Below are 18,987 nucleotides of genomic sequence, written 5' to 3'. Positions count from 1 at the left end.
TCACCTAAATAACGGATATGTACACCACCACTAACCCCCTCAGGGCCGATACAAATGCGCATGCCCCGCACGATACAACGACGACTCACCAAAACTGTCACTGGCCAAAACCCGACCCACCACAATCAACGCCGTACGCCGAAACCCCTTGGCCGCCACCTTCCCGGCAATATCCGCCAGCGTACCAATGGCCCAATCCTGATCCGGCCAGGTCGCCCGATGCACCACCGCAATCGGACAATCCTCCCCATAGTGAGGCACCAACTCAGCCACGATCTTCTCCAGATGATTCACCCCCAGATGAATCGCCATGGTCGTCCCATGCTGCGCCAAACTACTGAACGCCTCACCGTCAGGCATCGCCGTCTTATCCGCATACCGCGTCAAAATCACACTCTGCGCAATGTCCGGCAACGTCAGCTCAGCCTCTAACAACGCCGCACACGCCGCCACCGCCGTAACCCCGGGAATGATCTGAAACCCAATCCCCAACTCCCGCAAAAGCCGAATCTGCTCCCCAATCGCCCCGTACAAACTCGGATCCCCGGAATGCACCCGAGCCACATCCTGGCCTTTCTCATGGGCCGTCTTGATCAGCCCAATGATCTGCTCCAGATGCAGCTCCGCACTGTTAACCACCAGTTCAGCCCGATGCCCCTCAAGCACCGCCGCCGGCACCAGCGAACCGGCGTAGATAATCACCGGGCAACTGCGAATCAGCCGCTGCCCCTTGACGGTGATCAGTTCCGGGTCGCCTGGGCCTGCGCCGATGAAAAAGACAGTCATGGATTCATTCCTGTGAAAAAAAGCACGCGAGCAGCCCTCCAGATGAAGATTGCTCATGATCAAAGCTGACGATTATCGGGAATTCAGCCGGCGCAAGCCAATGCAAAGGTGGCCTGGGCGGTTTTTTTGCGGGCGATCAGCAGAGTAGCAGGGCCTTGGGACAGGTGTTCTGCGAGGGCCAGGGCGGCACTTTCCGCGATGCCGTAGCAGCCGGTATGAGCAAAAACCGTCTCGGACTTATGGCTCAGTCGATCTTCATAGGGCGCCAATTGCGCCGCACTGAAAAACGTCAACGACAACTTCAGAACCTGAGCCAGTGCCAGCAACCCCGGCTCATCCTGTTTGCGATCAAGACTGGCCAGCGCAGTGATGCGCTGGCGCTCAATGCCACCCTCGGCGAGGGCGGCATTGAACAGGTCAAGCAGGGCGTCAACAGAACAGCCCCGCTGACAACCCAGGCCAACCGCCAGGATCATGCCGAATACTGACCATCACGGTTACGGCGAAACAACCAGGCACTGATCAGCCCCAGCGCCAGCCAGAAGGCAACGTTGGTCAACTGCGAGGCAATCTTGAACTGAGCTTCCAGGGCTTCCGGCGCCAGCATCGAGTGGACTTCCGGCTGTGGTGCGCCAATCACATGAGGTACCGCCAGGATCGCCACGCCCAGGACTTTCAGCAGCCAGTTGCGACCGAATACGATCAGCGCGATACCGGCAGCGGTGGAGCCGGCGGTGCCGATCCACCAGATTTGCCGTTGCGCCAGGTCTGCAGCCGCAGTGCCCGGCAATTCAGGCGGCAAGCCCAGGGTCGGCGCCAACACAAAGGTGGCGTAACCGGCCAGGCCCCACAGCAGGCCTTGGGCCGTTCGGGTCGGTGCACGCAGGGTGTACAGGCCGGCAAGCATCAGGGCAAAACCCACGGCAACCACAAGGTTACCGCCCGTGGTCGACAGCACACGCTGCCAGCCATCTTCCGGTTCCCAGGCTTCGGCGTCGTGGGTGTGGGCCGCAGCGCCGGCATGCTCATGCACTTCGGTGGCCGCGGGAGCCTTTTCGAAGGTTTCCGCCTGCAGAATCAGCGGGGCGACCCAGAAGCTTTGCAGCAAAGTCAGCAGCAAGGCGGCCAGAAGACCGGTGAAACCTGCGGTTTGGGCAATACGCTTGATCATGTCGGCATGTCTCAGTGGCACGGGAACGCGGCGCTGTGGCGGGTATCGTGGGCGGCGTTGTGCACCGCCTCGATGTGCGAGAAACCGGCGAAATACACCAGGCACGCGCCGAGGATCGACGCACCAATGGCGGCGGTCAGGCGTTGGCTCAGGGTGGCAGTGGTGCTGGCGGTAGAGGCGGTGCTGCTGATGATCGACATGGCGCGTCCCTTCTGGGTTTCAGGGTGCACGAGCGCATGAAAACCCCGCGAGCCAGGCACGCAGGGTTCTGAACAGCGCCCGCCCACCGCGGGTTTGTTATCTGAATTTTTCGGGCCGGTCTCCGGGCTTGCGAGGGGCCTGGGCCTTGAAAACATCACCTTCCCATGCCGTACAGACACAGTGGATTTGACGCTTCACTCGCTTACCGTTGCGGGGGCAGCACCGGACTCGTCACGCCCTTGAGTAAAGGAACATGACTCACCGGTTTCCCGTTTCACCCTGTGAAGGGCACCCGAAACAAGATGTGTAGGAGAGCATGGGCGGGCGATGGGCGTCAAATCGCCGCGTTAACCCCAGCGTTTGAACAACACACTGGCATTCACGCCACCAAAGCCAAATCCATTGGATATCGCGTATTCAATCGGTAACGGCCGGGCTTGGCCTCGGACCATATCCAGCCCTTCGGCAGCGGGGTCCGGGTTGTCCAGGTTGAGGGTGGCCGGGGCAATCTGGTCGCGCAGGGCGAGCACAGTGAAGATCGCCTCGATCCCGCCCGCGGCGCCCAACAAATGGCCGGTTGCCGACTTGGTGGCGCTGATCGCGACGCTGGCATTTGCACCGAACAGCGTATTGATCGCCGCCAACTCGCCGTTGTCACCTACGGGGGTCGATGTGGCATGGGCGTTCAAGTGCTGGATCTGTGCGGCGCTGATCCCTGCTTGCGCAATCGCGATCTCCATCGCCCGGCGCGCACCTGAGCCATCTTCCGGGCCCGAGGTCATGTGATAGGCGTCGGCGCTGGTGCCATAACCCACCAGTTCCGCGATGGGCGTGGCGCCGCGAGCCAGGGCATGTTCCAGCTCCTCGATGACCAGCAGCCCGGCCCCTTCGCCCATCACAAACCCATCGCGGCCTTGATCGAACGGGCGCGAAGCCAGTGCCGGCGTGTCGTTGTAATCGCTGGACAGCGCACGCGCCGCAGCGAAACCGCCGAGGCTGACCCGGTGGATGCAGGCTTCAGCGCCGCCACACACGGCGATGTCGATTTCGCCCGCGCGGATCATCCGCGCGGCATCACCAATCGCCTGTACGCCGGCGGCGCACGCGGTGACAGGCGAGCCCAGCGGGCCTTTCAGTTGATGCTGGATCGACACATGCCCGGCCGCCATGTTGCCGAGGAATGACGGAATCGTGAACGGCGACAGGCGCCGTGGTCCTTTGCTGTCAGCGGTGCGCACGGCTTCTGCAATCGCCGGGAAACCACCCACGCCGGAAGCGATAATGGTCGCGGTACGTTCCTGCTGCGCTGCCGTTTGCGGATTCCAGCCGGCCTGTGCCAGGGCTTCCTGGGCGGCGGCCAGGGCAAACACGATGAACCGGTCCATCTTGCGCTGCTCTTTCGCCGGGATGACAGTGTCCGGGTCAAAGCCGGCTTCAGGGTCCTGGTTGCGGTCCAACACCTGGCCGCCGATGCTGATTGCCAGGTCGCCGACCAATGCCTCGGGTAGCCTGCGAATTCCGGATTCACCGGCCAGCAGGCGTTTCCAGGTCTGTTCCACGCCGGTTCCCAGCGGGGTCACTGCACCCATGCCGGTCACAACAATTCGCTTACTCATGATCGCTTAGCTCCGCAAATTTCAGGTTGGTAGCATTGCATGGACGAAGCTATCATTATGAAAGTAACATCCGATAGCTTAAATTTCCGGGGCCGCCCCACAGAGGAACTGCAATGCAACGTAAGTCGCTGGTGAATGCCGAATGCCCGGTAGCCCGTGGAGTTGAACGGGTAGGCGAGTGGTGGAGCATCCTGATCATGCGCGACGCGCTGCAGGGCCTGCGCCGTTTTGATGAGTTTTCCCAAAGCCTGGGAATCGCTCCGAACATGCTGACTCGCCGGCTCAACAGCCTGGTGGACGCGGGGCTGTTGGAGCGCAGGCAATACAGCGAGCGGCCGCCACGTTTCGAGTACGTGCCCACGCCGGTCGGCGAGGATTTCCGGGTGGTGATCATGGCGTTCGTCGGTTGGGGCAACCGCCATTTCGCCAACGAAGGTGAAAGCCTGCAATTGGTCGACCGGGAAACCCGGCGCCCGGTGGAAGTGGCGGTGGTGGATGCCGACGGCGCGCGCGTGTCCGTCGAGCAATGCAGCGTTCAAGCCGGGCCTGCCGCCAGCGAGGGCATGCTGCAGCGCCTGGCGCTGCTTCGCGCCAAACGCTCGGACATTGACCCGTCCCTGCGCACTGCGTAGCCTTGCACCTTCGAGGTTCTTCGGTCCAGGCCGAAGCTAAGAAGGGAACGCGGTCAATGCCGCGGCTGCCCCCGCAACTGTAAAGGGTTTATCTGACTGCCACGCCACTGCCTGAACAAGGCGGGAAGGCGCAGCCAGCGCCGGCCTCACCGCCGGCAAGCCCCAAGCCAGGAGACCTGCCTCGCAACCGATTTTCTACTTCAACCGGGCGGGGTGATCCGGTGGCGAATTCTGCTTCTGCGCACCCGCGCAGGGCCACTCGTCCCGTATGCCCGCCCCAAAGGGCATCCGATGAAAACACTGGCCAAACTCCCCGTCACCATCGTTACCGGCTTCCTCGGCTCGGGCAAGACCACCTTGCTGCGTCACATGCTGGACAACGCCCAGGGGCGCCGCATCGCGGTGATCGTCAACGAGTTCGGCGAGCTGGGCATTGACGGTGAAATCCTCAAGCAATGCTCCATCGGCTGCACTGAAGAAGAAGCCAACGGCCGCGTCTACGAATTGGCCAATGGCTGCCTGTGCTGCACGGTCCAGGAAGAGTTCTTCCCGGTCATGCGCGAACTGGTGGCCCGTCGCGGCGACCTCGACCATATCCTGATCGAAACCTCGGGCCTGGCCCTGCCAAAACCCTTGGTCCAGGCGTTCCAGTGGCCGGAAATCCGCAGCGCCTGCACCGTTGACGCCGTGATCACCGTGGTTGACAGCCCAGCCGTGGCCGCCGGCACGTTCGCCGCCTTCCCGGACCAGGTCGACGCTCAGCGCAAGCTCGACCCGAACCTGGACCACGAATCGCCACTGCACGAGCTGTTCGCCGACCAACTGGCCAGCGCCGACCTAGTGATCCTCAACAAGTCCGACCTGATCAGCCCTGAAGACCTGGCCCGCGTGCGCCTGGAAGTGGCAGAAGAGCTGCCGCCAGCGGTCAAAATCATCGAAGCCAGCAGCGGTCGCCTGCCGCTGGACGTGCTGATTGGCCTCGGTGCGGGCTCCGAAGAACACATCGACAGTCGCCACAGCCATCACGATCATCACCACGAAGGTGAAGACGACCACGATCACGACGCCTTCGATTCCATCTCCATCGAACTGCCCCAGGCCGACGAAAGCCTGCTGCTGGACGCCCTGACCCAACTGGTGGTCAAGCACGGCATCCTGCGGGTCAAGGGTTTTGCGGCGATCCCGAACAAACCGATGCGCCTGCTGATCCAGGGCGTAGGCACGCGTTTCGACAAGCACTTCGACCGCGCCTGGCGCGCCGATGAGCCGCGCGCCACGCACTTGGTGCTGATCGGCCAGGAACTGGACGCCGCCTTGCTCGAAGCGCAACTGCGCGCCGCCCTCAGCGTTTAACCCATGCACCTGCTCAGGACCCAGCCCGGCGGTTTCGTTTCGGATGACAACATCGCCGACCTTGGACAGACTCCCGCCGAGCTGGTGATCCTGTGCAGCGGTGATTCCAGCCTGGCGCTGCTGGCCGAAGCGGCCCAGCAGCTGCCCGAGGATTACCCGAGCCTGCGCCTGGCCAACCCGATGCAGGTGCAGAACCATGCTTCGGTCGACCTGTATGTGGATGAGGTACTGCGCCACGCCAAGGTCATCCTGATTTCGCTGCACGGCGGCATCGGTTATTGGCGCTACGGTATCGAGCGCCTGGTGGAATTGGCCGAGCGCGGCGTGCAGCTGATTCTGGTGCCGGGGGACGACCGCCCCGACCCGGAACTCAGCGGCCTCAGCACCGTGGGTGCCGAGGCGCGTGACCGGCTCTGGCACTTCCTGCGCCAGGGAGGCTTGGGGAATGCGCTGGATTTCTATCGTTGCCTGGCGGCCAGCTACCTTGACCGCGATTACGCCTGGGACGAGCCGCAAACCTTGCCGCGTACGGCGATTTATCACCCGCACAAAGCCAATGCCCGACTCAACGATTGGCAGGCCGACTGGCACCCTGAATGTCCGGTGGCGGCGGTGCTGTTCTACCGCTCGCATTTGCAGGCGGCCAACACCGGCTTTATCGATGTGTTTTGCCAACGCTTGCAGGCCGCGGGTCTTAACCCGTTGCCGATGGCGGTGGCCAGTTTGAAAGAACCCGGCTGCCTGACGGTGGTCGAGGACTTGCTGGACGAGGTGCACGCCGCGGTGATTCTGAACACCACCGGCTTTGCCCAATCCAGCCCCGAAGCGCCGCACCTGCGGCCGTTTCGCCGCAATATTCCGGTGATCCAGGCGATTTGTGCCCAGGACAACGAGCCCGGCTGGCAGGCCAGCGAGCAAGGCCTCGGCCCACGGGACCTGGCGATGCACATCGCGTTGCCGGAGCTGGACGGGCGCATCATCAGCCGGCCCATCAGCTTCAAGGACCTGGCCTGGCGCAGCGAGCGCAGCCAGTCGGATGTGGTGTGCTATCGCGCGCAGCCGGAACGCATGGACTTCGTCGCCGAACTGGCGCGGCGTTGGGTCGAACTGGCGCGGGTACCGAATGGCGAAAAACGTATCGCGCTGATCCTCGCCAACTACCCGACCCGGGACGGGCGTATCGGCAATGGTGTGGGGCTCGACACGCCAGCCGCTGCGCTGAACATCTTGCGCGCATTAAAGACTGAAGGTTATCCGCTGCCGGACGTCCTGCCGGAAAGCGGCACGGCGCTGATTCAGGAACTGTTGGGCGGTGTCAGCAACGACCTGGACAGCCTCGACCTGCGTCCAAGTCACCAAAGCCTGGCGCTCGACGACTACGAAGGGATGTTCAACTGCTTGCCCGAGTCCAACCGCCAAGCGGTTTTGGCACGCTGGGGCACACCCCACACCGATCCGATGTTCCGCGACGGCCGCATGATGATCGCCGGCCTGCGTTTCGGCCTGACCTTCGTCGGCATCCAGCCGGCCCGGGGTTACCAGGTCGACGCCAGTGCGGTCTACCACGACCCGGACCTGGTGCCGCCCCATGGCTACCTGGCGTTCTACTTCTGGTTGCGCCAGACCTACGGCGCCCACGGCGTGATCCACGTTGGCAAGCACGGCAACCTGGAGTGGCTGCCGGGCAAGGGTGTCGGGCTTTCCGAAAACTGCTGGCCGGACGCATTGCTGGGGCCGCTGCCGAATATCTACCCGTTTATCGTCAACGACCCGGGCGAGGGCGCCCAGGCCAAGCGCCGCACCCAGGCGGTGATCATCGATCACCTGATGCCGCCGCTGACCCGCGCCGAAACCTACGGGCCGCTGCGCGACCTGGAGCTGCTGGCCGACGAGTATTACGAGGCACAACTGCTCGACCCACGACGTGCCCGCGAGCTGCAAAAGGACATCCTCAAGCTGGTGCGGGAAACCCGTATCGACCAGGAACTGGCCCTGGACGAAAACCTCAACAGCGATGCCGACGCGGCGATCTGGCTGCCGCGCCTGGACACTTACCTGTGTGACTTGAAGGAGTCGCAGATTCGCGATGGCCTGCACATCTTTGGTGAGTCGCCCGAGGGCCGTCTGCGCATCGACACCTTACTGGCCTTGCTGCGCATTCCGCGTGGCGATGGTCGTGGGCCGCAATCGAGTCTGCTGCGGGTATTGGCCAAGGCTTTTGAGCTGGGCTTCGACCCGCTGGACTGCGCCCTGGCCGAGCCGTGGACCGGGCGCCGGCCATTGGTGCTGCAGAAGATCGACGCGCAATTGTGGCGTACCGCCGGCGACACCCGTGAACGCCTGGAGCTGTATGCCGCGCGCCTGATCGAGCAGGCGCTGGAAGGTGCGGTGGAACAGCTTGAAGAGCCCGGCTGGGAAGACGTCAAGTCGGTGATCGAGAGCCTGCGCATCGTCGTCGCGCCGCGCCTGGATGCTTGCGGCCCGGCGGAAATGCGCGGGTTGCTGGATGCACTGAGCGGGCGCTTCGTCCCGGCCGGGCCCAGCGGTGCGCCGAGCCGGGGCCGCCTGGACGTGTTGCCTACCGGTCGTAACTTTTTCTCGGTGGATGTGCGCAATCTGCCAACCACCACCGCCTGGCGCATCGGCTTCCAGTCGGCGAACCTGATTCTTGAGCGTCACCTGCAAGACAATGGCGATCACTTGCGCCAGCTCGGCCTGTCGGTGTGGGGCACCGCCACCATGCGCACCGGCGGCGACGACATTGCCCAGGCCATGGCGCTGATGGGTGTGCGCCCGGTGTGGGCCACGGGCAGCCAGCGGGTGGATGACTTTGAAATCCTGCCGATCAGTCTGCTGGACCGGCCGCGCGTCGATGTGACCTTGCGCGTGTCGGGGTTCTTCCGCGATGCGTTCGCCAACCTGATCCGGCTGTTCGACGCGGCGGTGCAAGCCGTGGCGGCGCTGGACGAGCCCGACGACCTGAACCCCCTGGCCGCCAAGGTGCGCAGCGAGCGTGAAGCGTTGCGCCTGTCGGGCCTGGACGAGGAAGCGGCGGCGAAGCAGGCCGGCTGGCGGATCTTCGGTGCCAAGCCCGGTGCCTATGGTGCCGGCGTGCAGGGCGCGATTGACGGGCGCTTGTGGCAGAGCCGCGAAGACCTGGCGGAGGTTTACCTGAACTGGGGCGGCTACGCCTATGGCGGCTCCGACGAAGGCACCGCCGCCCGCGAACAGTTTGCCCAGCGCTTGAGCCAGGTGCAGGCGGTGTTGCAGAACCAGGACAACCGCGAGCACGACTTGCTCGACTCGAATGACTACTACCAATTCCAGGGCGGCATGCTCGCTGCCGTGGAAACCCTGAGCGGCGACAAGGCCGCCAGCTATCATGGTGACCACAGCCAGCCGGACCTGCCGAAGATCCGCACGCTGAAGGAAGAGTTGAACCGGGTGATTCGTGCCCGGGCGGCCAATCCGAAGTGGATCGAAGGGGTGAAGCGCCACGGCTACAAAGGCGCGTTCGAGATGGCCGCGACCGTGGACAATCTGTTCGCGTTCGACGCCACCACGGCGCTGATCGACGATCATCAATACGCGTTGCTGGCGGACGCCTATTTGCTGGACCCGGACACTCGGGCCTTTGTGCAGCAGCACAACCCGGATGCCCTGCGGGACATGACCGAACGCATGCTCGAAGCCCAGCAGCGCGGCATGTGGCAGGAACCCGGGGCGTACCGCGAGGCGTTGGAAAACCTGTTGTTGGATATAGAAGAAGGCAGTTGATGACCGATCTCCCGCATTTCCCGCTGTCCGCCGTTGTCGGCGCCGACGACTTGAAACTGGCCCTGTGCCTGACCGCCATCGACCCGAAAATCGGCGGCGTGCTGATTGAAGGCCCGCGCGGCATGGCCAAGTCCACCCTGGCCCGTGGCTTGGCAGACCTGCTCGCCAGCGGTCAGTTCGTCACGCTGCCGTTGGGCGCTACCGAAGAGCGTCTGGTGGGCACCCTCGATCTGGACGCGGCGCTCGGCGAAGGCCGCGCACAGTTTTCCCCCGGCGTACTGGCCAAGGCCGACGGCGGCGTGCTCTATGTCGATGAAGTCAATTTATTGCCCGACCATCTGGTGGACCTGCTGCTGGACGTGGCCGCCAGCGGCACCAACCTCATCGAGCGCGACGGGATTTCCCACCGGCATTCAGCGCGTTTCGTGCTGATCGGCACCATGAACCCGGAAGAAGGCGAGTTGCGCCCGCAATTGCTCGACCGGTTTGGCTTCAACGTGGCGTTGAGCGGGAACACCCAGCCGGCCGAGCGTGGGCAGATCATCCGTCGTCGGTTGGATTTTGACAGCGACCCTCAGGGTTTCTGCGGGCAATGGGCCGACCAGCAGGCCGCGTTGCGTGAGCGCTGCACTCAGGCCCGCGCGTTGCTGGAGAGCATCCCATTGGATGACCAGGCGCTGGCGCAGATCACCGAACGTTGTTTTGCTGCGGGCGTCGATGGCTTGCGCGCCGACCTTGTCTGGCTGCGCGGCGCCCGTGCCCATGCCGCCTGGCGTGGTGCGACGGCCATCGGCGAGGAAGATATCGAGGCCGTTGCGGAATTTGCCCTGCGTCACCGGCGCCAGGAGCAATCACCGACTTCGACGCCGCCGGGTGGCGGTCAATCACCCAAGCCCAATGATTCAACAGAAGGCCAGGGCCAATGGGGCGACATGCCCGCGCCTGCGCTGGCGACGGGTGCTCGCCGGGACGTGCCCACCTGGCCAAAAAAGCCCTAGGCATCCGCCCCAGGCCTAAAGCGGGGGCGGATGCACGGCCCAAGGCGGGTCGACTGGACAAGGGCCGGCGAGGACCAGCGCGCAGCGCGGCCGAAGGTTCGATCAACTGGCCGGGCACTTTGCTCAGCGGGCGGCCGCAACGCCGTGAAGATCTGCTGTATCAATTGCGCAGCCGCACGCCCCATGAACTGTGGCTGGTGATTGTCGATGCCTCTGCCTCCACCCGCCGGCATCAGGCGCTGAGTGATGCCAAGGGGTTACTGGCCCAGCTGTTCGACGATGCCTATCGACAGCGGGCGCGCATGGCGTTGCTCACTGCGAGCGGACAGTCGCCAAAGTGGCAGGTGCAGGGATTAAAGGCGGCAAAAGGGCTTGGTCATTGGCTTGATGGCCTCGGTGCAGGCGGCGGCACGCCATTGTTGGCAGCGCTGGACGAAGCGGGGCACTGGTTGGCGGCTCGGCGTAGGCGTTACCCGGTGGAGCAGCAGCGCTTGCTGGTGATTACCGATGGGCGACTGAAAGATGTGGCAGGGCTGCCGCAGCTGGACTGCCCAGGATTGCTGGTGGACATCGAGCGCGGCCCGATCCGCTTGGGGCGCGCGAAAGCGTTGGCTGCCGGGCTGCAAGTGGATTATCGGCACATCGATCACCTTTAATAACCCCCCGTAAATTCGTCCGTAGCAGCTGTCGAGCTTCAGCGAGGCTGCGTCGGGCGCGACTCGGAGATGGGGGATGACTCGGCAACGGTGGTGCTGCCGACGCAGCCTCGCTGGCGCTCGACAGCTGCTACGGGGGTGCCGGGTACGTTCGGCCACAGATCGGCCACCAGGAACAGCCGTTCGGCTTCTTCCCATTCTCCTTCGCTGTTTTCCACCAGGCGCACCAGCAATTGCGCGGGCGCCATGGGGTCCAGTTCGGTGAGCCAATCTCGCATCCGGGCCGCATCCCAAGCTTCATCCGCCGGGTAGTGCGCCGGTGCCAGCCACGCGTGGCGGGGTAGCGGTTGCCAGCGACCGGCGGGGCTTTGCTCGATAAACCGTGACCAATCGCGCTGATGCAGCCAGCGGCCATTCAGGTGCTGCGGATGCGCGCCCACCGGCGCTTGCGCCATGCCGGGCCATGGGTAGAGCAAATACCCGCCCAGCCATAGATGCGCGTCAAATCTCTGGATATCCAACGCCGCCAGTATTTCGCGGCTTTCCGGCCGGGCGGAAATCGGCAATTGATGTTGCGCCAGATGAGCCAGCTTGCGGTCAAGCCGGTCATGACAGCCCGGGCCCAGCCATTGCGCGGTGTCCCGGCCGTCGCCGTCCTGGGGCCCGAGATAAAGTTTGATCGCCAGTTCCAGGTGGTGCACGCCGTCACGGTCGCGCAGCAGCATGTCCAGCTCGCCCAGGGTCTGCCCGGCCTGGCGGATCGGCAGGTTGGCCGCGAGCAATTCCACGCCCGGCGCATGCTGCACGGCGAATTGCCATAGTCGTTCGTAATACAGGCCCAGCCGACGGGTACGTGTCTGGCTCAGCCAATGCAGCAAGGCGCTGCTGTCCTGGTCCAGCTGGCGCAGCCAGTGTTCCAGCAAATGCGGGGCCTGCACCCAGTCGCTGCCGGTCAGCGGGTGGCGTTGCGGCCACGGTGTCTGCTCAAGCATCGGCGGGGCGAGCATCACCCACGCGAGGTCGCGCACCTCGGGGTGACGCAGTTGGCGGGGCAGGTGCTGTAAATCAGGGAACAGAGTCATGGTCCGAGCATAGCCTTTTAAAGCCGGGAAGGGGGCTGAGAACCGTTGTCGTCTGGGGTTTGCGGCGACAAAGGATTTTGTGTAACGCCTGCTTTCGCCCATAATCGTTCTTTTTTGCCAGAACCCGAACCCCGCAGGAGCCCCATGGAGCAATTTCGCAATATCGGCATTATCGGTCGCCTGGGCAGTACCCAGGTGCTGGACACCGTCCGCCGGCTGAAAAAGTTTCTGCTCGAGCGCCACCTGCATGTGATCCTCGAAGACACCATCGCTGAAATCCTCCCAGGCCACGGCCTGCAAACCTCGTCGCGCAAGATGCTCGGCGAAGTCTGCGACATGGTGATCGTGGTGGGCGGCGACGGCAGCCTGTTGGGCGCCGCCCGTGCGCTGGCGCGGCATAACGTGCCGGTGCTGGGGATCAACCGCGGGAGCCTGGGGTTCCTCACCGATATTCGCCCTGACGAGCTGGAAGTCGAAGTGGCCAAGGTGCTGGACGGCCATTACCTGGTGGAAAACCGCTTCCTTCTGCAAGCCGAAGTGCGCCGTCACGGCGAAGCCATCGGCCAGGGCGACGCCCTTAATGATGTGGTGCTGCACCCCGGCAAATCGACGCGGATGATCGAGTTCGAGTTGTACATCGACGGCCAGTTCGTGTGCAGCCAGAAGGCCGACGGCCTGATCGTCGCCACGCCGACCGGGTCCACGGCCTACGCGCTGTCTGCCGGCGGGCCGATCATGCATCCCAAGCTGGATGCCATTGTGATCGTGCCGATGTACCCCCATATGTTGTCCAGCAGACCCATCGTGGTCGACGGCAACAGTGAGCTGAAAATCGTGGTGTCCAAAGACATGCAGATCTACCCGCAAGTCTCCTGCGACGGGCAGAACCATTTCACCTGCGCCCCCGGTGACACCATCACCGTGAGCAAAAAGGCGCAGAAGTTGCGGTTGATTCACCCGCTGGATCACAACTACTACGAAGTGTGCCGGACCAAGCTGGGCTGGGGCAGCCGCTTGGGGGGTGGAGGCGACTGATGCTCGATCCCGCGCGTAGCTACGACCTGATTGGTGACGTGCACGGTTGCGCTCATACCCTTGAGCACTTGCTCGACCGGTTGGGTTACCACAAGCAGGGCGGCACCTGGCGGCATCCGTCGCGAATGGCCGTGTTCCTCGGCGATATCATCGACCGTGGCCCGCGCATTCGCGAGGCGCTGCATATCGTCCACGACATGACCGAGGCGGGCCAGGCGCTGTGCATCATGGGCAACCATGAGTTCAACGCGCTGGGCTGGAGCACGCCGGCGCCCCCGGGCAGCGGCAAGCAGTTCGTGCGTGAGCACACGCCACGTCATGCGCGGTTGATCCAAGAGACGTTGACGCAGTTCGAGCAGCACCCGGCGGACTGGCACGACTTCCTCGGCTGGTTCTACGACATGCCGCTGTTTGTCGATGCCGGACGGTTCCGCGTGGTGCACGCCTGCTGGGACAACGGCTTTATCGAACCCCTGCGCGCGCATTTCCCGGACGGCTGCATCGACCAGCACTTCCTGCAAGCCGCCGCCGTGCCCGGCAGTTTCGCCAGCAACGCTTTCGACCGCCTGCTGCGCGGCACCGACATGCGCCTGCCGGACGGCCTGACCCTGACCGGCGGCGACGGGCTGACGCGCTCGTTTTTCCGCACCAAGTTCTGGGAAGACGACCCGAAAACCTACGGCGACATCGTGTTCCAGCCTGATGCGCTGCCGGAACCGGTGGCAGCCACGCCGCTGTCGTCCACCGAGAAAAATTCCCTGCTGCGCTACGGCGTCGACGAGCCGTTGCTGTTCGTCGGCCATTACTGGCGCAGCGGCAAACCGGCGCCGATCCGCCCGAACCTGGCCTGCCTGGACTACAGCGCAGTGCTGTACGGCAAGTTGGTGGCTTACCGACTGGATCAGGAAACCCGCCTGGACCCGCGTAAATTTGTTTGGGTCGATGTCGAGCGCCCTGAGGTTATTACATGAGTACCGTGGCTGTATTACGCCTGCCGCTGGCGGTGGATTTGAGTGGTTTCGTCAAGCTGCTGCAACGCATGCAAGTGCCCCATCGCGTCAGCGAAGAAGCTGGCGAGCAGGTGCTTTGGGTACCCGATTCCATCAGCGAAGACGTGAAGGTTTTGTACCAGCGCTTTCCGGCCGGTGACCCGGACCAGCAACTGGATATTCCGGCGCAGGCGGCGACGGCCAAGCGTCCGGGGTTTTTTCAGCAGTTGCGCCACAGCCCGGTGACCGGACTTATCCTGCTGCTGAGCATCATCGTCGGCGCCGTCACGCTGTTGGGTGAAAACCTGCAAGCCATGAGCTGGCTGACGTTCCTGCCGTTCAGTGTGTCGGGTGAGTACCTGCACTTCACGTCGCTGGCCGACAGCCTTGCATCGGGGCAGTGGTGGCGGTTGGTCACGCCGATGCTGATCCACTTCGGCATCCTGCACCTGGCCATGAACGGCATGTGGTACTGGGAACTGGGGCGGCGCATCGAGCTGCGCCAGGGCAGTATCAACCTGCTGGGCCTGACCCTGTTGTTCAGCCTGGTGTCGAACTACGCTCAATACTCTTTTGGTGGTCCTGGCCTGTTTGGCGGGTTGTCCGGGGTGCTGTACGGCTTGCTCGGGCATTGCTGGATCTATCAGTTGTTGTCGCCGAACCCGGCGTATCGCCTGCCTCGCGGGGTGTTGGTGATGATGCTGGTGTGGCTGGTGCTGTGCCTGTCGGGCCTGGTTTCGATGATCGGTTTCGGCGAAATCGCCAACGCGGCCCACGTGGGTGGCCTGGTGATGGGTTGCCTGACCGGTTTATTGGGTGGCTTGTACAGTCGCCGCAAAATGTCTCCTATTTAGTTAAGGAAGAGTCTTATGTCCTCTTTTGTCGAAATGATCGAAAACATCACCCCGGACATCTACGAGAGCCTCAAGCTCGCCGTGGAAATCGGCAAGTGGTCCGATGGCCGCAAGCTCACCGCCGAGCAGCGTGAATTGTCGTTGCAGGCAGTGATCGCCTGGGAACTGCAGAACCTGCCGGAAGACCAGCGCACCGGCTACATGGGCCCGCAGGAATGCGCCTCGAAGTCGGCGCCGGTGCCGAACATCCTGTTCAAGTCGGATGCCATCCATTGATTGAGATTGGCCGTGGTGCAGTCAGCAAGATGTCGGCGCAGTTGGGTGAGCCGACCGTTCAATACGCGTTTCGCCTGGGCGACATCGAGGTGCCGGTCAACCCGTTGATTGGCACCACCGTGCGCCTGGAATACCTCGGTGCGATCCATTGCACCCATTGCGGTCGCAAGACCAAGACCAGTTTCAGCCAGGGTTACTGCTACCCGTGCATGACCAAACTGGCCCAGTGCGACCTGTGCATCATGAGCCCCGAGCGTTGCCATTACGACGCAGGCACTTGCCGCGATCCGGCCTGGGGTGAAAAATTCTGCATGACCGATCACGTGGTGTACCTGGCGAATTCGTCGGGGATCAAAGTCGGCATTACCCGCGCCAGCCAGCTGCCTACCCGCTGGCTGGACCAGGGCGCAAGCCAGGCGCTGCCGATCATGCGGGTTGCCACGCGCCAGCAGTCGGGCTTCGTCGAAGATCTGTTCCGCAGCCAGGTGGCCGACAAGACCAACTGGCGCGCGCTGCTCAAGGGCGACGCCCAGACGGTAAATCTTGCGCAGGTGCGGGACGAACTGTTCGCCAGCTGTGCCGAGGGTTTGCTCGGTTTACAGGAACGCTTTGGCTTGCAAGCCATCCAACCGGTGACCGACATCGAACCGATCGAAATCCGTTACCCGATCGAGCAGTATCCGACCAAGATTGTCAGCTTCAACCTGGACAAGAACCCGATTGCCGAAGGCACGCTGATGGGGATCAAGGGCCAATACCTGATCTTCGACACCGGCGTGATCAACATTCGTAAATACACGGCCTACCAGCTCGCCGTGCATCAGTAGAAGGACGACAGACATGCGCACCGAACAGCCGAAGATGATTTACCTGAAGGACTATCAGGCGCCGGACTACCTGATCGACGAGACGCACCTGACCTTCGAGTTGTTCGAGGACCATAGCCTGGTCCACGCGCAGCTGGTGATGCGCCGCAACCCCGAGCGCGGCACCGGCCTGCCGCCGCTGGTGCTCGACGGGCAGCAGTTGGAGCTGGTGTCGGTAAACCTGGCCGACCAGGAACTGACCGACGCCGATTACCAGTTGAGCGACAGCCACCTGATCGTGCACCCCACCAGCGCAACCTTCACCCTCGACACCACGGTGAAGATCCACCCGGAAACCAACACCGCCCTGGAAGGCCTGTACAAATCCGGCGGCATGTTCTGCACACAGTGCGAGGCCGAAGGTTTCCGCAAGATCACTTATTACCTCGACCGCCCGGACGTGATGAGCGTGTTCACCACCACGGTGATCGCCGAGCAACACAGTTACCCGGTGCTGCTGTCCAACGGCAACCCGATTGCTTCCGGCCCTGGCGAAGACGGCCGGCACTGGGCGACTTGGGAAGACCCGTTCAAGAAACCGGCTTACCTGTTCGCACTGGTGGCCGGTGATTTGTGGTGCGTCGAAGACACCTTCACCACAATGACCGAGCGCACCGTGGCGCTGCGTATCTATGTCGAGCCGGAAAACATCGACAAGTGCCAGCACGCCATGAACAGCTTGAAGAAGTCCATGCGCTGGGACGAAGAAGCCTATGGCCGTGAGTACGACCTCGATATCTTCATGATCGTCGCGGTCAACGACTTCAACATGGGCGCGATGGAGAACAAGGGCCTCAACATCTTCAACTCCAGCGCCGTGCTGGCCCGCGCCGAAACCGCTACCGACGCCGCGCACCAGCGTGTCGAGGCGATTGTCGCCCACGAGTACTTCCACAACTGGTCGGGCAACCGCGTGACCTGCCGCGACTGGTTCCAGCTGTCGCTGAAGGAAGGCTTCACGGTGTTCCGTGATTCGCAGTTCTCTGCCGACATGAACTCGGCGACGGTCAAGCGTATCCAGGACGTCGCCTACCTGCGCACGCACCAGTTCGCCGAAGATGCTGGGCCGATGGCCCACGCGGTACGCCCGGACGGCTTTATCGAAATCTCCAACTTCTACACCCTGACCGTGTACGAAAAGGGCTCGGAAGTGGTTCGCATGATCCAGACCTTGCTCGGCGCCGAAGGCTTCCGCAAGGGCAGCGACCTGTACTTCGAACGCCACGACGGCCAGGCTGTGACCTGCGACGACTTTATCAAGGCCATGGAAGACGCCAACGGCGCCGACCTGACCCAGTTCAAGCGCTGGTACAGCCAAGCCGGTACACCACGCCTGGTGGTGAGCGAGTCCTACGACGCGGCGGCTAAAACCTACAGCCTGAGCTTCCGTCAAAGCTGCCCGGAAACCCCGGACAAAGTAGAGAAACTGCCGTTCGTGATTCCGGTTGAACTGGGCCTGCTGGACGGCAAGGGCGCGGGTATCGCCTTGCGCCTGGCCGGTGAAGCTGCGGCGGGCGCCACGTCCCGGGTGATCTCGGTGACCGAAGCCGAGCAGACCTTTACCTTTGTCGACATTGCCGAACATCCGCTGCCGTCTCTGCTGCGTGGCTTCTCGGCGCCGGTGAAGCTGAGCTTCCCGTACAACCGCGACCAGTTGATGTTCCTGATGCAGCACGACAGCGATGGTTTCAATCGCTGGGACGCCGGCCAGCAGCTGTCGGTGCAGGTGTTGCAGGAGCTGATTGGCCAGCATCAGCAGGGCAAGGCGCTGGTATTGGATCAACGCCTGATCACGGCGCTGCGCACTGTGCTCTGCGACCAGAGCCTGGACCAGGCGATGGTTGCCGAGATGCTCTCGCTGCCGAGCGAAGCCTACCTGACTGAAATCAGCGAAGTGGCGGATGTCGACGCCATCCACGCGGCCCGCGAGTTCGCCCGCAAGCAATTGGCCGATAACCTGTTCGAAGGTTTGTGGCTGCGCTACCAGGCCAATCGCGACCTGTCGAAGAAAACCCCGTACGTCGCCGAGGCGGAACACTTTGCCCGTCGCGCCTTGCAGAACATCGCGCTGTCTTACCTGATGCTCAGCGGCAAGCCGGAAGTGTTGGCGGCAACCCTTGAGCAGTTCGACGCGTGCGACAACATGACCGAGCGCCTGACGGCGTTGGCGGTGTTGGTCAACTCGCCGTTCGAAGAAGAGAAGGCCAAGGCCCTCGCGGTGTTTGCCGAGAACTTCAAGGACAACCCGCTGGTCATGGACCAGTGGTTCAGCGTGCAGGCGGGCAGTGGTTTGCCGGGCGCGCTGGAGCGGGTCAAGACGTTGATGCAGCACCCGGCGTTCAACATCAAGAACCCGAACAAGGTGCGCGCACTGGTAGGTGCGTTTGCCGGACAGAACCTGATCAACTTCCACGCGGCGGATGGTTCCGGTTATCGGTTCCTGGCGGATTTGGTGATCCAGTTGAATGGCTTCAACCCGCAGATAGCGTCGCGGCAGTTGGCGCCGTTGACCCGCTGGCGCAAGTACGACAGCGCGCGGCAGGCGCTTATGAAAGGTGAACTGGAGCGGATTCGCGCTTCGGGCGAGCTGTCCAGCGATGTGTTTGAGGTGGTGAGCAAAAGCCTTGCGTAACTGAGGCTGAGTACTGCATCTGTGGCGAGGGAGCTTGCTCCCGCTGGAGTGCGCAGCGCTCCC

17 protein-coding genes and 2 riboswitches are annotated in these 18,987 nt (G+C 63.1%); of the genes, 11 read left to right on the top strand and 6 right to left on the bottom strand.

The features are described from left to right. Positions 1-39: 39 nt before the first annotated feature. The 5 genes from cobM to fabF form a co-directional block, all read right to left on the bottom strand. Complete coding sequence (gene cobM / locus SNL23_RS19380) at positions 40-786, bottom strand: precorrin-4 C(11)-methyltransferase (RefSeq protein WP_318303148.1); 747 nt, start codon at positions 784-786, stop codon at positions 40-42. An 83-nt stretch (positions 787-869) separates the two neighbouring features. Continuing rightward, positions 870-1,262: a cobalamin biosynthesis protein gene (locus tag SNL23_RS19375; protein ID WP_076014864.1), complete on the bottom strand. Its 393-nt coding sequence runs from the start codon at positions 1,260-1,262 to the stop codon at positions 870-872. Then, positions 1,259-1,957 (bottom strand): CbtA family protein, encoded by a 699-nt coding sequence (locus tag SNL23_RS19370; protein WP_076014863.1) that lies wholly within the window; start codon positions 1,955-1,957, stop codon positions 1,259-1,261. The genes SNL23_RS19375 and SNL23_RS19370 overlap by 4 nt, the downstream gene beginning before the upstream one ends. An 11-nt stretch (positions 1,958-1,968) precedes the next feature. Further along, positions 1,969-2,157: a CbtB domain-containing protein gene (locus tag SNL23_RS19365; protein WP_003217883.1), complete on the bottom strand. Its 189-nt coding sequence runs from the start codon at positions 2,155-2,157 to the stop codon at positions 1,969-1,971. Positions 2,158-2,253: 96 nt separating this feature from the next. After that, positions 2,254-2,469, bottom strand: a riboswitch (cobalamin riboswitch). 36 nt (positions 2,470-2,505) lie between these two features. Further along, complete coding sequence (fabF, locus tag SNL23_RS19360; protein ID WP_076014862.1) at positions 2,506-3,774, bottom strand: beta-ketoacyl-ACP synthase II; 1,269 nt, start codon at positions 3,772-3,774, stop codon at positions 2,506-2,508. A gap of 113 nt (positions 3,775-3,887) precedes the next feature. On the opposite strand from fabF, the gene SNL23_RS19355 reads away from it, so the two are divergent. From SNL23_RS19355 to SNL23_RS19335, 5 genes are all read left to right on the top strand, one after another. Further along, positions 3,888-4,406 (top strand): winged helix-turn-helix transcriptional regulator, encoded by a 519-nt coding sequence (locus SNL23_RS19355; RefSeq protein WP_076014861.1) that lies wholly within the window; start codon positions 3,888-3,890, stop codon positions 4,404-4,406. Further along, positions 4,403-4,604: riboswitch (cobalamin riboswitch) on the top strand. It overlaps the preceding gene by 4 nt. Before the next feature lie 93 nt (positions 4,605-4,697). Next, positions 4,698-5,759: a cobalamin biosynthesis protein CobW gene (gene cobW / locus SNL23_RS19350; RefSeq protein ID WP_076014860.1), complete on the top strand. Its 1,062-nt coding sequence runs from the start codon at positions 4,698-4,700 to the stop codon at positions 5,757-5,759. Positions 5,760-5,762: 3 nt separating this feature from the next. Beyond that, the gene (gene cobN, locus SNL23_RS19345; protein ID WP_318303147.1) at positions 5,763-9,536 is read left to right on the top strand and encodes a cobaltochelatase subunit CobN; all 3,774 of its coding nucleotides are present in this window, start codon (positions 5,763-5,765) and stop codon (positions 9,534-9,536) included. Then, the gene (locus SNL23_RS19340; protein ID WP_318303146.1) at positions 9,536-10,534 is read left to right on the top strand and encodes an ATP-binding protein; all 999 of its coding nucleotides are present in this window, start codon (positions 9,536-9,538) and stop codon (positions 10,532-10,534) included. Before cobN ends, SNL23_RS19340 begins: the two co-directional genes overlap by 1 nt. Continuing rightward, positions 10,459-11,190, top strand: coding sequence for a vWA domain-containing protein (locus tag SNL23_RS19335; RefSeq protein WP_318303145.1), 732 nt, complete (start codon positions 10,459-10,461; stop codon positions 11,188-11,190). Before SNL23_RS19340 ends, SNL23_RS19335 begins: the two co-directional genes overlap by 76 nt. Positions 11,191-11,228: 38 nt before the next feature. Here SNL23_RS19335 and SNL23_RS19330 read toward each other — a convergent pair whose 3' ends face one another. Beyond that, complete coding sequence (locus SNL23_RS19330; protein WP_318303144.1) at positions 11,229-12,272, bottom strand: DUF1853 family protein; 1,044 nt, start codon at positions 12,270-12,272, stop codon at positions 11,229-11,231. A gap of 144 nt (positions 12,273-12,416) precedes the next feature. Here SNL23_RS19330 and SNL23_RS19325 point away from each other — a divergent pair, with 144 nt between their 5' ends. From SNL23_RS19325 to pepN, 6 genes are read left to right on the top strand one after another with little or no spacing between them, the layout of a single operon-like run. Then, on the top strand, positions 12,417-13,307 hold the full coding sequence (locus tag SNL23_RS19325; RefSeq protein ID WP_003217892.1) for an NAD(+) kinase: 891 nt from the start codon (positions 12,417-12,419) through the stop codon (positions 13,305-13,307). Next, positions 13,304-14,278: a metallophosphoesterase gene (locus SNL23_RS19320; RefSeq protein WP_318303149.1), complete on the top strand. Its 975-nt coding sequence runs from the start codon at positions 13,304-13,306 to the stop codon at positions 14,276-14,278. The genes SNL23_RS19325 and SNL23_RS19320 overlap by 4 nt, the downstream gene beginning before the upstream one ends. Continuing rightward, on the top strand, positions 14,275-15,150 hold the full coding sequence (locus SNL23_RS19315; RefSeq protein WP_318303141.1) for a rhomboid family intramembrane serine protease: 876 nt from the start codon (positions 14,275-14,277) through the stop codon (positions 15,148-15,150). The genes SNL23_RS19320 and SNL23_RS19315 overlap by 4 nt, the downstream gene beginning before the upstream one ends. Before the next feature lie 15 nt (positions 15,151-15,165). Further along, the gene (locus tag SNL23_RS19310) at positions 15,166-15,426 is read left to right on the top strand and encodes a YeaC family protein (protein ID WP_003217900.1); all 261 of its coding nucleotides are present in this window, start codon (positions 15,166-15,168) and stop codon (positions 15,424-15,426) included. Next, positions 15,423-16,253, top strand: coding sequence for a DUF2797 domain-containing protein (locus tag SNL23_RS19305; protein WP_178124281.1), 831 nt, complete (start codon positions 15,423-15,425; stop codon positions 16,251-16,253). The genes SNL23_RS19310 and SNL23_RS19305 overlap by 4 nt, the downstream gene beginning before the upstream one ends. A 13-nt stretch (positions 16,254-16,266) precedes the next feature. Then, positions 16,267-18,924 carry an aminopeptidase N gene (gene pepN / locus SNL23_RS19300; RefSeq protein ID WP_318303139.1) on the top strand — a complete coding sequence of 886 codons (2,658 nt, stop codon included), beginning with the start codon at positions 16,267-16,269 and terminating at the stop codon, positions 18,922-18,924. Positions 18,925-18,987 lie beyond the last annotated feature (63 nt).

The sequence above is a fragment of the Pseudomonas sp. SED1 genome (genome assembly GCF_034044025.1).
Classification (GTDB): Bacteria; Pseudomonadota; Gammaproteobacteria; order Pseudomonadales; family Pseudomonadaceae; genus Aquipseudomonas.
Note: the sequence above shows the minus strand (reverse complement) of the source record. Positions and strands in the feature narration are given on the sequence as shown.